Raw genomic sequence first — 15,992 nt, 5'->3', positions numbered from 1 at the left:
AAGCGCTGATCGGGCGCTTAACTTATTTATTAACCAGGACAGCGCTTATGACCAATCCATTACTGACGCCTTTCGAATTGCCGCCGTTTTCCGCCATCAAACCTGAGCACGTCGTACCCGCTGTCACCAAAGCGCTGGACGATTGCCGCGAGGCGGTAGAGCGCGTGGTGGCGCAGGGCGCGCCTTACACCTGGGATAATCTCTGCCAGCCGCTGGCGGAAGTGGATGACCGTCTGGGCCGTCTGTTTTCACCCGTCAGCCACCTGAACTCTGTTAAAAACAGTCCGGAACTGCGCGAAGCCTACGAGCAGACGCTGCCGCTGCTGTCTGAATACAGCACCTGGGTCGGCCAGCACGAAGGGCTGTACCAGGCGTACCGCAATCTGCGCGATGGCGACGCCTATAACGAACTGGATGTGGCGAAGAAAAAAGCCGTCGATAACGCGCTGCGCGATTTTGAACTCTCCGGCATTGGCCTGCCGAAAGAGAAACAGCAACGTTACGGCGAAATCGCCGCCCGCCTGTCCGAACTCGGCAATCAGTACAGCAACAACGTGCTGGATGCGACCATGGGCTGGTCGAAACTCGTCACCGATGAATCTGAACTGTCCGGCATGCCGGAAAGCGCGCTGGCCGCCGCCAAAGCGCAGGCCGAAGCCAAAGAGCAGGAAGGCTGGCTGTTAACCCTGGATATTCCAAGCTATCTGCCGGTAATGACCTACTGCGACAATCAGGCGCTGCGTGAAGAGATGTACCGCGCCTACAGCACCCGCGCCTCCGATCAGGGGCCAAATGCCGGTAAATGGGACAACAGCCCGGTGATGGCGGAGATCCTTGCCCTGCGTCACGAACTGGCGCAACTGCTGGGCTTCGACAGCTACGCGCACAAATCCCTGGCCACCAAAATGGCGCAAAGCCCGACCCAGGTGCTGGATTTCTTAACCGATCTGGCGCGCCGCGCCCGTCCGCAGGGTGAACGTGAACTCGCCCAGCTGCGTACCTTCGCCAAAGAAGAGTGCGGTGTGGATGACCTTCAGCCGTGGGATATTGCCTACTACAGCGAAAAACAGAAACAGCATCTGTACAGCATCAGCGACGAACAGCTGCGCCCGTACTTCCCGGAAGAAAAAGCGGTTAACGGCCTGTTTGAAGTGGTGAAACGCATTTATGGCATCACCGCCAGAGAGCGTAAGGACATCGACGTTTATCACCCGGACGTGCGTTTCTTCGAGCTTTACGATGAGAGCAACGAACTGCGCGGCAGCTTCTACCTCGATCTGTATGCCCGTGAAAACAAACGCGGCGGGGCGTGGATGGACGATTGCGTGGGTCAGATGCGTAAAGCGGACGGCTCGCTGCAAAAACCGGTCGCCTATCTCACCTGTAACTTTAACCGCCCGGTGAACGGCAAACCGGCGCTGTTTACCCACGATGAAGTGACCACCCTGTTCCACGAATTCGGTCACGGTCTGCACCATATGCTGACGCGTATCGAAGCGGCGGGCGTGTCGGGCATCAGCGGTGTGCCATGGGATGCGGTCGAGCTGCCAAGCCAGTTTATGGAAAACTGGTGCTGGGAGCCGGAAGCGCTGGCGTTTATCTCCGGTCACTACGAAACGGGCGAGCCGCTGCCGGAAGCGCTGCTGGAAAAAATGCTCGCCGCCAAGAACTATCAGGCCGCGCTCTTTATCCTGCGCCAGCTGGAGTTCGGCCTGTTCGACTTCCGTCTGCATGCAGAATTCAGCCCGGAGCAGGGGGCGAAAGTCCTCGAAACCCTGGCGGAAATCAAAAAGCAGGTCGCGGTCATCCCGGGTCCGACATGGGGCCGTTTCCCGCATGCCTTCAGCCATATCTTTGCCGGTGGCTATGCGGCAGGTTACTACAGCTACCTGTGGGCCGACGTGCTGGCGGCGGACGCCTATTCCCGCTTCGAAGAAGAGGGGATCTTCAACCGCGAAACCGGGCAGTCGTTCCTGGATAACATCCTGACGCGCGGCGGTTCCGAAGAGCCAATGGAGCTGTTCAAACGCTTCCGTGGCCGTGAGCCGCAGCTGGACGCCATGCTGGCGCATTACGGCATCGAAGGCTGACAGTAGCGTGAAAATTTGTTTGTCAGATGAATCAGGCACCGGAGACGGTGCCTTATCTGTTCTTGCGGCCCGCTGGGCGCTGGAGCATGACGCGGATAACCTGATGGCGCTGGTGCTCACTCCGACGCATCTTGAGCTGCGTAAACGCGATGAGCCAAAGCTCGGCGGCATCTTTGTCGATTTTGTCGAAGGGGCGATGGCACACCGGCGCAAATTCGGCGGCGGACGCGGCGAAGCGGTGGCGAAAGCAGTCGGCGTTAAGGGCAGTTATCTACCGGACGTGGTGGATGCGACCGCAGGCTTAGGCCGCGATGCCTTTGTGCTGGCGTCCATTGGCTGTCGGGTGCGCATGCTGGAACGCAATCCGGTGGTGGCGGCGCTGCTCGATGATGGTCTGGCGCGTGGCTATGCGGATGCGGAAATCGGCCCCTGGCTGCGGGAGCGTTTACAGCTGATCCACGCTTCCAGCCTGACCGGGCTTGATGAGGTAACGCCACGCCCGCAGGTGGTCTATCTCGATCCGATGTTTCCTCATAAGCAGAAAAGCGCGCTGGTGAAAAAAGAGATGCGGGTGTTTCAGTCGCTGGTGGGGCCGGATCTGGATGCGGACGGGCTGCTGGAACCTGCGCGGCGGCTGGCGACCAAACGCGTGGTGGTGAAGCGCCCGGACTATGCGCCGCCGCTGGCGGGCATCGCCACGCCTAACGCGGTGGTCACCAAGGGCCACCGGTTTGATATTTACGCCGGAACGCCGGAGTAATTCCTCTCTCCCGCAGGGAGAGAGGCTATCTGAACCTTACTCGTCTTCTTCGTCGCGCAGCGGCACGATCAGCATATCAACGTGAACGGTATTGATCAGCTGGCGCGCGGAGGACATCAGTTTGCTCCAGAAATCCTGGTGATGGCCGCAGACCACCAGGTCCATATCGTATTTCTTAATCGCATCGACCAGCACCTGACCTAAATCGCCGCTGCCGCTCAGGGTTTCGGTGATCGGATAGCCCGCGTTGGTGGACAGCTCGGTCAGCGCGTGATGCGTCTCTTCGGAGATGCGCTTCTGCATATCGCCAAGATTCACATCGATAAGGCCGGTATAAAGATCGGAGTAGTTAACATCAACATGGATCAGCGAAACCTTCGCATTGTAAGGGCGCGCCATGGATACCGCTTTCTCGACCAGAACTTTGCTTTCCGGGGAGAGATCGACTGCGATCAGGATATGTGTGTAAGCCATAATGTTACTCCTTCCATAAGTTGTCGATGACCAGTGGGTTAGCAGCTCATCCTGCGTTGTGCTGTGTCCCGCGTCCTGCATACTATTTGCGCGGGGAATGCCCGGCCTTAAGAGTATAATTGTAGAAGATATTTCTACCTTATAACGCACGATCTCTGCCGTCAATCCGCCTGGCTCACGCTTTACTGCAACAAATAATCGATTTGCAGGTCATGATTACGATTAACCTTGTGGTAAAAAAATTAACGGATCTCCTACACTATTTAATGAGCCGTCCGGATAAATAAATGTGATCCCGCTCGGTTTCTGGTAACACTCTTCACTGAACTGTTTTCGCTGAGTATCGGGGAGCGAGAGTCCCGGGGGATTTCTCCGTGGGCGGATCGCCGGGGAGGGGGTATGGTCAGCACCGTCGCGCTGTTTTGGGCTTTGTGTGTCGTTTGTGTGGTGAATATGGCGCGTTACTTCTCATCATTACGCGCATTGTTAGTGGTACTTCGTGGTTGCGATCCGTTGCTCTATCAATATGTGGATGGCGGAGGATTTTTTACCTCGCACGGACAGCCCAGTAAGCAGATGCGCCTGGTGTGGTATATCTACCAGCAACGTTATCTGGACCATCATGATGATGAGTTTATTCGTCGCTGCCAGCGGGTTCGTCAGCATTTTATTTTAACCAGCGCGCTGTGTGGCCTGGTGGTGGTTAGCCTGATCGCCCTCATGATCTGGCACTGAGCATAAAAAAAGCGGGCCAGTAAACTGACCCGCTTTGTATGCTTCCTGCCCGCGCTTAAATCAGTTTCAGCGCGATCCAGTACAGTCCGCCGGACAAAATAATCGACGCCGGTAAGGTGAAGACCCAGGCCATCAGAATGTTAGTCACGGTTTTTCTTTGCAGGCCGCCGCCGTCCACAATCATCGTCCCCGCCACGGAAGAGGAGAGCACGTGCGTGGTGGAAACCGGCATCCCGGTATAGCTTGCCAGACCAATGGAGACCGCTGCGGTCATCTGTGCCGACATCCCCTGTGCGTAGGTCATGCCTTTTTTACCAATCTTCTCACCGATGGTGGTCGCCACACGACGCCAGCCCACCATGGTGCCCAGACCCAGCGCCAGCGCAACGGCCATGATGATCCAGACCGGCGCGTATTCGATGGTGCTCAGCATATCGCCTTTCAGCTTCTTCAGCAGACGCTGGTCTTCAGCGCTGACATCCGGCTGCTTGGCCACTTTGTCGGTAATATCAGAGATACACAGCAAAATGCGACGCAGCTGGCCGCGCTGTTCTACCGGCAGTTTGTCGTAGCTTTCGATATTGGTCAGCATTGCTTTAGCGCGGTCCAGCGCGTTAATGGCGCGGCCCGGATGGCAATGGAACTCGTTCGGTTTGGACGCCACTTCTTCCGGCGTCGGGATCAGCGGATCCACACCGGTGGCTTTTTGCAGCAGCGCAGGATGCTGCTGGAAGTAGGTTTCGACGTTATTCACCGCATCACGGGTACGGGTGATGTCATAACCGGAGGCGTTCATGTTCACCACAAAGCCTGCTGGCGCCACGCCGATCAGTACCAGCATGATCAGGCCGATACCTTTCTGACCATCGTTAGCGCCGTGAGAAAAGCTCACGCCGATAGCGGACAGGATCAGGGCAATACGCGTCCAGAACGGCGGCTTTTTCTTGCCGTCTTTCTTTTCACGCTCTGCCGGAGTCATATGAATGCGGTCGCGTTTTTTGCTGCCGTTCCAGAAACGACGCAGCAAAAATACCAGCCCGCCTGCGAACACCAGGCCAACGATTGGCGAGATAATCAGGGAGCCGAAGATATTGATAACTTTAGGAATGTTAAGCGCGTCCACCACAGAAGAGCCGGTCATCAGCGCATTGGTTAAACCAATACCGATAATCGCGCCAATCAGGGTGTGAGAGCTGGAGGCCGGCAGACCCAGGTACCAGGTGCCGAGGTTCCAGATAATCGCCGCCGTTAACATTGAGAACACCATGGCGAGGCCATGCGCCGAGCTGACGTTGAGCAGAAGATCCGTTGGCAGCATATGCACAATCGCATAGGCCACGCTCAGTCCACCCAGCAGAACGCCGAAAAAGTTGAACACCGCAGCCATAATGACCGCGAGTTGAGAACGCATCGCACGGGTATAGATAACCGTTGCCACCGCGTTCGCCGTGTCATGGAAGCCATTGATGGCTTCGTAAAACAGGACAAAGACCAGAGCAAGAAGAAGTAATAACCCGGTATGTAAATCCAGGCCGGCAAATAAATGTAGCATATACGTTACGCCATTTTGAGGTCATGAACGCGGCGCATTATCGTGGACAACCGCGGTGCGGGGAAAGTGAAATATAGACTTTTTTTGATAATTTTCCTTAGGTTGTAAAAGCGTAAAAACAATTATCTTTTATTTTTCAAATAGCTGTCATCGAATTGACATATTTTTGCTGGTGCGACCAGCGGCGAAAATTTACAATTCGCCGCTCATTAATCAAGAGGATCGTCGTGTGGAAAGGTTTGATGCCATCGTAATTGGCGCCGGAGCGGCCGGAATGTTTTGCGCCGCGCAGGCCGGACAGGCAGGTAAACGCGTCCTGTTACTCGATAACGGTAAAAAACCGGGCCGTAAGATCCTGATGTCTGGCGGGGGCCGCTGTAACTTTACTAACCTTTATGTCGAGCCTGCGGCTTATCTGAGCCAGAACCCGCATTTTTGTAAATCTGCCCTCGCACGTTATACCCAGTGGGATTTTATCGATCTGGTCGGCAGACACGGTATCGCGTGGCATGAAAAGACCCTCGGACAGCTGTTCTGCGACGACTCCGCCCAGCAGATCGTTGATATGCTGGTGGCGGAATGTACAGCGGGAAAAGTAGTGATGCGGCTGCGCACTGAAGTGCTTGAAGTGGCCCGCGATGACGACGGTTATACGCTGACGCTGAACGGCGATACCGTCAGCGCCGACAAACTGGTGATCGCCAGCGGCGGCCTTTCCATGCCGGGCCTGGGCGCTACGCCCTTCGGCTATAAAATTGCCGAACAGTTTGGCCTGAAGGTGCTGCCGACACGGGCAGGCCTGGTGCCTTTCACGTTGCATAAACCATTACTGGAGCAGTTACAAACGCTTTCCGGCGTGTCGGTGCCCGCGGTGATCGAGGCGGAAGACGGCACGGTATTCCGTGAAAACCTGCTCTTCACCCATCGCGGTCTGTCCGGCCCGGCGATCCTGCAAATTTCCAGCTACTGGCAGCCGGGTGAATTCGTCACCATTAATTTGCTGCCGGAATGCGATCCTGAAAGCGTCCTCAATGAGCAGCGGGCGGGACATCCGAACCAGAGCCTGAAAAACACGCTGGCGATGCACCTGCCGAAGCGCCTTGTGGAGTGCTTACAGTCGCTGGGACAGATCCCGGATGTGACCCTGAAACAGCTTAACCCACGCGACCAGCAGGCGCTTATTGAAACGCTGACCCGGTGGCGGGTGCAGCCAAACGGTACCGAAGGCTACCGCACGGCGGAAGTGACCCTTGGCGGCGTGGATACCCATGAGCTGTCGTCACGCACCATGGAAGCGCGTAATGTGCCTGGACTGTATTTTATTGGCGAGGTGATGGATGTCACCGGCTGGCTGGGCGGCTATAACTTCCAGTGGGCCTGGGCCAGCGCCTGGGCGTGTGCGCAGGCACTCAGCGATAAATAAATTTTGATAGACTCAAAATATTTTTAGCAAATAGCCCGATAAGAATCGGGCTATTTTATTTCTCCGCTTTTCCGCAGCCATTAATTATATAAGCGTTCACTGCTAACTAATTTATAAAATTAAAGTTATTGAGCGTTATGCCGTTATCCATTCTATACCTCCCCTACCTGAGTCATATTTATCATGCTATGGAAAACCACCCAGGGTCGTTTTAGCCTGCTTCTTGTTGGATTTTTCTTTATTTTAGTGCTGGTTACGTTTTTCGTGATTAAGCATTTTGTCTCGCCGCAAATTGTCGCCACGGAAACGGAACTGGTTCGTCATACCGTTGCCCTGCAAAGTAACGCTATTAAAGAACAAATGAACCGCGTGAAAGCGCAGCAAAAAACGATCACTGAACTTGTCGGCACCCTCGACAGTGCGCAGATCGATCAACTGCTGCCAAATTTGGTAAACCAGTATGGCGATCAGAATGTGTTCGGCGGCGGTATCTGGCCATTACCCCGTCTGCGCGATCCTGAGCGCGAGAAGTTCAGCACCTTCTTTGCCCGCGACGCTGGTGGAGTACTGCAGGTCAATACCGTGTGGAACCAGCCGGAAGCAGATAAATACTGGGAGCAGGCCTGGTATAAAGACGGCCTGAACGCCGCCAAAGGCGAATGTGCCTGGGCGCGTGCTTATCAGGATGCTGCCAGCCCACAGCCGCGGACCAACTGCGCCATGGCGATATGGCGTGATGGTAAACCCTGGGGCGTGGCGACCATTGACGTGACGCTCGGCTTTTTCAATCAGCTGGCCGCAGACATGAGTAAAGCGGTTGAGGGTAACGTTCTGATTATTGAGCAGGACGGAAAAATCGTCGGTAATGGCGCTTCCACAGAAGGCGGCAAGGCGCTGAATAATTTACGTGACCTTAATCTGCCATCTTCTCAGGCATTATTGTCGCTGCTGAATACCGGCCAACAAAAGTCTTATGAAGGAAAGTATTCTGGATCGGACGGTGAGCACGCGTTATTTGTGCTGCCCATTGAAGGCAGCCCCTGGTTCCTGGCCGTCGATCTGCCAGCCAGTAAGCTGGAGCAGGCATCGAATTCTATTCTGACCAAATTAACTATTGTTCAGTTAACGCTGGGGATCGTCTTAATCCTCGTCTTAATGATTTTTGTGCGCAATATTTTCAGAAACGTCAGCCTGTTAAATAACAATATCCAGGCACTGTCCAGAGGTGGCGCTGACCTGACCCAACGCTTAACCGAGAGTAAAAGCCCGGAATTTAACGCTATCATTCAGAACTTCAATGCCTTTATTACCTATTTGCAGGAATTAATGCAGCAGGTCGGGCAAAGCGCGCAGGCGATCTCTTCGGCATCGCGCCAGATCGCTGGCGGCAACCGCGATCTGTCAGCCCGTACCGAAGATCAGTCATCGTCGATTGTGGAAACCGCAGCCTCGATGGAAGAGCTGACCAGCACGGTACGCCAGAACGCCGATAACGCGCAGGCAGCAAATAAGCTCTCCAGCCAGGTATCGGGCGCCGCGCGGGAAGGGGCCTCGGTGGTGAACGAGGTGGTCAGCACGATGAGCAGAATTAATGACTCATCCGTGAAGATTGTCGACATCATCAGCGTCATTGACGGTATTTCGTTCCAGACCAATATCCTGGCGCTCAACGCGGCGGTTGAAGCGGCGCGTGCCGGTGAAAACGGACGCGGCTTCGCGGTGGTCGCGGGGGAAGTGCGCTCCCTGGCACAGCGCAGCGCCACCTCGGCGCAGGAGATCAAAAAGCTGATCGAAGAGTCCGTTGCGAATATCGAGCAGGGCGGAAGTCTGGTCAGGCAGGCCGGCGTCACCATGAACGGCCTGGTGGAAAAAGTGGAAAGCGTAACCACCTTAATCTCTGAGATCAGCTCGGCGAGCAACGAGCAAAGTAAGGGTATCGATCAGATTAATATGGCGATTAACCAGCTCGACAGCACCACCCAGCAAAACGCGGCGCTGGTGCAGGAAGTAGCTGCGGCAGCGCAATCCATGGAAGAACAGACCGTTCAGCTGGAAAAAATCGTTACCAGCTTTAAAATCTAAGCCCCGTATGTCCAGCGGTGCCTGACCGGGCACCGCTGGCTCCTCGCATTAAAACCTTATCTTCCCAACAATCCCAACACACTACTGTTGCTATTCATTGATTCCGTCTTGCATGTTAAGCGTAAATTTTACACCTTCATGTAATTTTCTGTGGCCGATGTCATTATGTATAAAGCGGATGAATAGTTATTGACTTTTTATAAAAGCATAAATGTCAATTATATAAAATATTTGTTTGCGGGCTAAATAAGCATGCTTTTAATTCATTGCTTTTATAAATTCATTGTCGTTCATTTATTATATAAATGCATTTCGCGTCAAATTCCTAAAAATAGCTTTTTTAGTACGTGATGGTTTAGCCATGTCACAGGGAGTGGTATTTTATTACGTAATTCCTTTCGTAAAGTATTACATCGTCAGGAAGTGAGCCTTTAGCTTACGATATTCCTTCGCCAGTATATAAGGAGTCTGTTGTGTCAAATAATTCGTTTCAATCGGAAATACCTAAAGCGCGCGTCAATATTAAACTTGATGTCCACACCGGCGGTGCGCAAAAAAAAGTTGAACTGCCGCTCAAGCTGGTCGTGATGGGGGATTACAGTAACGGTAAAGAAGAACGCCCACTTTCTGAACGTGAAAAAGTAAACATCAACAAAATTAATTTCAACAGTGTTCTTGCCGATTTCTCTCCTTCTCTTAGCCTGACTGTAGAAAATACCCTTGCAGGTAACGGAACTGAAGAAAGCGTTCATCTCTCCTTTAAAGAAATGAAGGATTTTGAACCAGAACAAGTGGCACGGCAGATCCCCCAACTTCGCGCCATGTTGGCTATGCGTAACCTTTTGCGCGATTTGAAATCTAATCTGCTTGATAACGTTACCTTCCGTAAAGAACTCGAAAGCATTCTGAAAGATCCCACGTTAAGTAATGAGCTACGTGAAGAACTGAATGCCCTGGCGCCAAATGAGGCGTAATTCCAACCTTTAACGGAACAATGCGAGATAATGCTTATGTCAGTCAATACCGAAAATGCTTCAGTTGCTCAGACTACCGTACTTGAGCGTCCTGAAGGTGGCGGGGTATATGCTTCCCTGTTTGAAAAGATCAATCTTACACCTGTTTCTGAACTGAACGACCTGAACAACTATCAGGATGGTTCAGCTCTTGCCGATGTAACTGCAGATCAACGTGTAACGGCCGCTGTTCAGGTATTTTTGGAGCGTCTGAAACAGTCTGGTCAGACTGTTGAAAGACTGGATAAGGCTTTGCTGGATCATCACATTGCCGAGCTCGATTTCCAGATAAGTCGCCAACTTGATGTTGTCATGCATCATGAAGGTTTCCAGCAGGTGGAAGCAGCATGGCGTGGCCTAAAGTCACTTGTTGATCGTACCGATTTTCGTCAAAACGTAAAAATTGAAGTGTTAGATATTTCCAAAGATGATCTTCGCCAGGATTTTGAGGATTCACCGGAAATTGTCCAGACGGGTCTCTATTATCATACTTATATTCAGGAATATGATACGCCAGGTGGAGAGCCTATAGGTGCGATCATTTCAAACTATGAGTTTGATGCCTCTGCACAAGATGTCGCGCTATTACGCAATATTTCTAAAATCTCTGCTGCAGCCCACATGCCCTTTATCGGTTCAGTTGGCCCGGCGTTCTTCCTGAAAAAATCGATGGAGGATGTAGCTGCTATAAAAGATATTGGAAATTATTTTGATCGTGCAGAATATATTAAATGGAAAGCATTCCGTGAATCAGATGATGCCCGCTATATAGGTCTGACAATGCCTCGAGTGCTCGGCCGCTTGCCTTATGGACCGGATACTGTACCGGTACGTAGCTTTAATTATGTTGAAGAAGTGAAAGGCCCCGATCACGAAAAATATCTGTGGACAAATGCTTCATTCGCCTTTGCTGCAAATATGGTGAAAAGTTTCATTAAAAATGGCTGGTGTGTTCAAATCCGTGGCCCTCAGGCGGGGGGAGCAGTAACAGATCTCCCTATTCATTTGTATGATCTTGGCACCGGCAATCAGGTAAAAATCCCTTCTGAAGTCATGATTCCGGAAACCCGCGAATTTGAATTTGCTAACCTGGGCTTTATCCCGCTGTCCTATTATAAAAACCGCGACTATTCTTGCTTCTTCTCTGCAAACTCGGCTCAGAAACCTGCATTGTACGATACTGCTGATGCGACTGCTAATAGCCGCATAAATGCCCGTCTACCGTATATTTTCCTGCTTTCCCGAATTGCACATTATTTGAAAATGATTCAGCGAGAAAATATAGGTACCACCAAAGATCGTCGCTTACTTGAATTGGAATTGAATACCTGGGTGCGTGGTCTGGTTACCGAAATGACCGATCCGGGTGATGACCTGCAGGCATCTCATCCACTACGTGATGCGAAGGTTGTTGTTGAAGATATTGAAGATAATCCCGGTTTCTTCCGCGTGAAATTATACGCCATACCTCATTTCCAGGTGGAAGGTATGGACGTTAACCTGTCGCTGGTTTCGCAGATGCCTAAGGCGAAAGCGTAAGCGGGGGAAGGATGAAAATTTATCGTCCGCTATGGACTGACGGGGCCTTTCTGGCCCCACAACAGTTTCAACAGCAGGCTCGCTGGGATGCTTACGTGACTGATGCTGTCGCCCATATGGCACTGGCGCATCCATGGGGTGTGGTTGAGGCAGATTTTGATCGCGGATCGCTGGCTTTATCTCGCCTGAATGCATTGCGTCTGAAAGTGCGTTTTCCTGATGGCACTGTAATTGATACTGAACTCGCGGATAACTTACCCCCCGTCTGTGATTTATCTTCCGTGGCTGATCGTGACAACATAGAGGTGGTGCTGGCATTACCGTTGCTTTCAGCAAATGGCGGAAACCTTGACGATGGACAGGACAGCGCGCGTCCTCGCCGCTGGCGGCAGGAATGGGTGACGGTACAGGAACTTTCCGGTCATGAGCGCACTGAACTTGCTGTTTTACGGCATGCCGTTACGTTGCGCTTTGCACATCAGGATAACAGTGCCTATCTCATTTGTCCTGTTGTGCGCCTTATCCGTAACGTTCAGGGACAGTGGGAACTGGATGATAATTTCATACCGCCAATGCTTTCTCTGTCAGCAAGCAAAACCGTATTTACCGAGCTGGGGGATTTACTCCATCGGCTCCAGGCTCGACGTCGTCGTCTGATGGAGATGCGGCGTGAAAGTAATGAAAGGATGGCCGATTTTGCCGTCGCTGACGTGTCGCTATTCTGGTTACTGAATGCATTAAATAGCGCCGAACCAGTGCTAAATGAGCTTTATCAATCACCCTCTCGTCATCCTGAACTTTTCTACCGTGAACTCGTACGGCTTGCAGGTAGTTTGTTAACTTTTTCACTTGAGTATAAGGCGGAGGTTATCCCGGCCTATCAGCACAATAGTCCGGAGCAGGTTTTCCCACCGTTGTTTAACTTGTTGGACTCTCTACTTGAAGCCAGCCTACCTTCTCGTGTGATTGCAATAGAACTGAGCCTTAATGGCCAGTTCTGGACAGGCTCTTTACATGATGCCCGGCTCCGTGAGGGGGCTGATTTCTACCTTTCGGTCCGCTCAAATATCGCTAACCACCTTTTGCAAACTCAATTTCCATTGTTGTGTAAGGCTGGTAGCTACGAAGACGTCTCAGATGTGGTTAACGTTGCACTTAGCGGGGTAGTCATGAAGCCTCTAACCCACGTGCCTGCTGCAATTCCATTACGCCTGGAAAACCAATATTTCGCACTTGATCTTAATAGCGCCGCTGGTCAGGCCATGCTGGATTCAGGTAACTGCGCCTTTTACACGCCAGGTTCTCTGGGAGAAGTAAAACTTGAACTGTTTGTGGTGCTGCGCTCATGAACAAAATAAATACATCTGTTGTTGATGCGATTTTTTACCCCTGCTGGCTGATGGTCAGCCAACTACGCAGCGGAGAGGAAATTAAAGATGGTGAAGCGCTTTATCGGCGTGCTTGTGAGTGGGTTGATAAGGCACGTGAAGCACTAACTCAGGCTGGTTTTAGCGACGCCAGTTGTAATCATATGCTTTATACGCAGTGTGCACTACTTGATGAAAGCGTGATGAATCGTCCGCACCAGGATAGTGGTTCTGCAAAATGGCTTAAAGATCCGTTGCAAGCTCGCTATTTCAACACGCTTAACGCCGGAGAAGAACTATGGGAGCGGATCCGTACTGTATTACAGGAGCCAGCACCTGACATTGCTGTGCTGACCTGTTTTTATCGCGCGCTCACATTAGGTTTTGTAGGTCGTTACCGGCAGCAAGGAGACGAACGTCGGGAGGATGTGGTACGTAGGCTGAGTCACCAAGTACCACCATTTACCATGGCTCAGGAAACGCCAATTGTATCCAGATCCATGAGTTTACGCTCCGGGCGCAAAGTTTACTGGTTCTCGTGGGGGGCCGGGATCATGATTTTGGTGGCACTGTGGTTGATGCTTCGCAGTGAACTTACGCAGATGGTCTCGAACCTGGCTGGGATGCAATGACATATGCGTAGATTAACTCAATCATTGCTGCTGCTTACTGGTAGTGCTCTGGCGCTATGGTTGATCCTTGGCTTCTGGCCGCTTGCCACCAGTAGCCGCACTGCGCTCAGTATGGCAGTTATTATCTTCTGTACCATAAGCGGGTATGTACTCTGGCGCAGAGATAACCATCATCACATTGCCTATGCTCATATCAGCCATATCGATTTACCACCTGAAGATTTTGTTGGTGCTGTAGTGTTAGTTTGTGGAGATACTACATCTCTGTTTTCTCCATCCGTATCTTTTCGGGAAGCCCGGCAGGGCTGGTATCTGGCGGTGCAGTTGCCAGAACACTTGCCTGCTCTTGCCCAACATCTTGCAACTGAACGACCAGCACTTATTGCGCGAATTTCTGTGCTGCTCGCACTTGTGCCAGAGCACCATCAGCGACTGGATGATCTCACTCAGTCGCTACGTGCCTGGCACCGGGCCATTGTGCAGTGTAAAGCATGGTTTTCCGGTATTCCTCCTGTCTGGATCAATTGCTGGCTTTCGCCGTCTGAACCTTCCTCGCAAGAGGCAGAACGTTGGTTTACGGTGACACCAGTTCAAATGGGTATTCATGTACGCGAAGCGGGGGCTGGTGTAATGCCTCTGCGTGAATGGAGTCACCTGAGGGATAGTGAAAAGAGTCATAAAAGACTTAGCACCATACTGACGGTAGAAAGCCTTCTAAGTTGGTTTCATATTCACGTCACGAATGTTACAGGACATAAACAAGGTGAACTCCCGCCGCTAATCCCCTGTGTTTGGGGGTGCTGCTTAACACCTGTTCAAGGAGTAGAGAATAACCTGTGGCAGGCACACATCACAGCCATAACCACCCTTCGGCCTGCAATAACCGGGGCTGTGGATTACCTCCCGTTGCCAGATGTTTTGCTACCGTATCTTTCTCGTCGAAATGGCGTGTCCCGCCTGATGCAAGTCTGGCAACAGATTGGTCTACTTTTTGGAACATTTTTGTTATTCGCGATGCTGGCTTCGTTTCTTAATAACCAGCGCCTGGTCCAGAGCATTGGGGATCACTTGTCACTTTTTTACCGCCTTCCTCCGTTACCTCCTACACCTAAAGTTCATGCACAGCAGCAACTGCGTGCAGATGCTCATTTGCTGGATGAATGGTTAAGAGCGGGAGCGCCGATGCGTCTGTCGCTGGGTCTATACCAGGGAATGCGATTGATAGCCCCTTTACAAGCTGCAATCAACAGCTGGGCAGCACCGCCTCCAGTAGTCCAGAAAATCGTACAGGGGCCCAGGACGATAAGTCTGGACAGCCTGTCGTTGTTTGACGTCGGGAAATGGCAACTCAAAGCTGGCTCCACCAGAGTATTGATCAACGCATTGGTGGGGATAAAAGGCCGTCCAGGTTGGTTAATTGTTGTGGCGGGGCATACCGATGATACCGGAGATGAAACTGCTAATCAGCTTTTGTCGCTTAAGAGAGCACAGTCGGTACGTGACTGGATGCGGGATACGGGTGAGATCCCTGAAAGCTGTTTTGCCGTCCAGGGCTATGGCGAAACACGGCCCCTGAAAACTAACGACACGGAAGAAGGCCGGGCAGCCAACCGCCGCGTCGAAATCAGTCTGGTTCCACAGGTAAACGCCTGCCGGATACCAGGGAAAAAAGCAGTGTCACCGGATGTAAGTGACACCTTAATGCAATAAATGGAGAAATAAATAATGGCAATTCCAATTTATCTTTGGCTTAAAGACGACGGCGGCGCGGATATCAAAGGGTCTGTTGACGTTAAAGATCGTGAAGGCAGCATTGAAGTCGTGGCACAGGATCACAGCCTGTACATTCCTACGGACAACAACACTGGCAAACTGACGGGTACACGCATTCATACCCCCTTCCTGTTTACCAAAGAAATCGATTCCTCCTCTCCGTATCTCTATAAAGCGGTAACAACCGGGCAGACTCTTAAATCCGCCGAATTTAAATGGTATCGCATCAACGACGCGGGTCAGGAAGTTGAATATTTCAACACCAAACTGGAAAACGTCAAGCTGGTGAAAGTCGCACCGAAAATGCATGACATCAAAGATCCTGCGATGGAAAAACATAACCATCTGGAAATGATTGAACTGCGTTACGAAAAAATCACCTGGACCTATAAAGACGGCAACATTATTCATTCCGACTCCTGGAATGAACGTACCACCGCATAACACCTGCAGCAGACGGCGAGCCGTCTGCTGTTTTTGTTTTCTGAGCGGCCTGGTAGCGAGGCAGTTCAGAAAACAAATACAAGTTTTTATTTCGACCTGATGCGCTTT

The 15,992-nt window shown here is 51.8% G+C and carries 13 protein-coding genes; 11 read left to right on the top strand and 2 right to left on the bottom strand.

Annotated elements, in window-relative coordinates:
• Positions 1-47: 47 nt before the first annotated feature.
• Positions 48-2,090 carry an oligopeptidase A gene (gene prlC / locus BMF08_RS04495; protein ID WP_072571137.1) on the top strand — a complete coding sequence of 681 codons (2,043 nt, stop codon included), beginning with the start codon at positions 48-50 and terminating at the stop codon, positions 2,088-2,090.
• A 7-nt stretch (positions 2,091-2,097) separates the two neighbouring features.
• A complete protein-coding gene (rsmJ, locus tag BMF08_RS04490; protein WP_072571138.1) occupies positions 2,098-2,850 on the top strand; it encodes a 16S rRNA (guanine(1516)-N(2))-methyltransferase RsmJ in 753 nt (250 codons plus the stop codon).
• A gap of 36 nt (positions 2,851-2,886) precedes the next feature.
• Here rsmJ and uspA read toward each other — a convergent pair whose 3' ends face one another.
• Positions 2,887-3,324, bottom strand: a complete 438-nt coding sequence (gene uspA / locus BMF08_RS04485) for a universal stress protein UspA (protein WP_072571139.1) — start codon at positions 3,322-3,324, stop codon at positions 2,887-2,889.
• 399 nt (positions 3,325-3,723) lie between these two features.
• Here uspA and uspB point away from each other — a divergent pair, with 399 nt between their 5' ends.
• The gene (uspB, locus tag BMF08_RS04480; protein ID WP_072571140.1) at positions 3,724-4,059 is read left to right on the top strand and encodes a universal stress protein UspB; all 336 of its coding nucleotides are present in this window, start codon (positions 3,724-3,726) and stop codon (positions 4,057-4,059) included.
• 55 nt (positions 4,060-4,114) lie between these two features.
• Here the strand turns inward: uspB and pitA are convergent, their stop codons facing one another.
• Positions 4,115-5,611 carry an inorganic phosphate transporter PitA gene (pitA, locus tag BMF08_RS04475; protein ID WP_072571141.1) on the bottom strand — a complete coding sequence of 499 codons (1,497 nt, stop codon included), beginning with the start codon at positions 5,609-5,611 and terminating at the stop codon, positions 4,115-4,117.
• Positions 5,612-5,840: 229 nt separating this feature from the next.
• Here pitA and BMF08_RS04470 point away from each other — a divergent pair, with 229 nt between their 5' ends.
• The 8 genes from BMF08_RS04470 to BMF08_RS04435 all read left to right on the top strand — a co-directional run bounded on the left by BMF08_RS04470 (position 5,841) and on the right by BMF08_RS04435 (position 15,884).
• Positions 5,841-7,034 (top strand): NAD(P)/FAD-dependent oxidoreductase, encoded by a 1,194-nt coding sequence (locus BMF08_RS04470; RefSeq protein ID WP_072571142.1) that lies wholly within the window; start codon positions 5,841-5,843, stop codon positions 7,032-7,034.
• A 183-nt stretch (positions 7,035-7,217) separates the two neighbouring features.
• On the top strand, positions 7,218-9,116 hold the full coding sequence (locus BMF08_RS04465) for a methyl-accepting chemotaxis protein (protein ID WP_072571143.1): 1,899 nt from the start codon (positions 7,218-7,220) through the stop codon (positions 9,114-9,116).
• A 473-nt stretch (positions 9,117-9,589) separates the two neighbouring features.
• Positions 9,590-10,090: a type VI secretion system contractile sheath small subunit gene (gene tssB, locus BMF08_RS04460; protein WP_072571144.1), complete on the top strand. Its 501-nt coding sequence runs from the start codon at positions 9,590-9,592 to the stop codon at positions 10,088-10,090.
• Positions 10,091-10,120: 30 nt separating this feature from the next.
• The gene (gene tssC, locus BMF08_RS04455) at positions 10,121-11,668 is read left to right on the top strand and encodes a type VI secretion system contractile sheath large subunit (protein WP_072571145.1); all 1,548 of its coding nucleotides are present in this window, start codon (positions 10,121-10,123) and stop codon (positions 11,666-11,668) included.
• A gap of 11 nt (positions 11,669-11,679) precedes the next feature.
• Positions 11,680-13,017: a type VI secretion system baseplate subunit TssK gene (gene tssK / locus BMF08_RS04450; protein WP_072571146.1), complete on the top strand. Its 1,338-nt coding sequence runs from the start codon at positions 11,680-11,682 to the stop codon at positions 13,015-13,017.
• On the top strand, positions 13,014-13,667 hold the full coding sequence (gene tssL, locus BMF08_RS04445) for a type VI secretion system protein TssL, short form (protein WP_072571147.1): 654 nt from the start codon (positions 13,014-13,016) through the stop codon (positions 13,665-13,667). The genes tssK and tssL overlap by 4 nt, the downstream gene beginning before the upstream one ends.
• 3 nt (positions 13,668-13,670) lie before the next feature.
• Positions 13,671-15,377, top strand: coding sequence for an OmpA family protein (locus tag BMF08_RS04440; protein ID WP_072571148.1), 1,707 nt, complete (start codon positions 13,671-13,673; stop codon positions 15,375-15,377).
• 15 nt (positions 15,378-15,392) lie between these two features.
• Positions 15,393-15,884, top strand: a complete 492-nt coding sequence (locus tag BMF08_RS04435) for an Hcp family type VI secretion system effector (protein WP_072571149.1) — start codon at positions 15,393-15,395, stop codon at positions 15,882-15,884.
• Positions 15,885-15,992: the final 108 nt, after the last annotated feature.

This window comes from Enterobacter sp. SA187 (genome assembly GCF_001888805.2).
GTDB lineage: Bacteria > Pseudomonadota > Gammaproteobacteria > Enterobacterales > Enterobacteriaceae > Enterobacter_D.
Note: the sequence above shows the minus strand (reverse complement) of the source record. Positions and strands in the feature narration are given on the sequence as shown.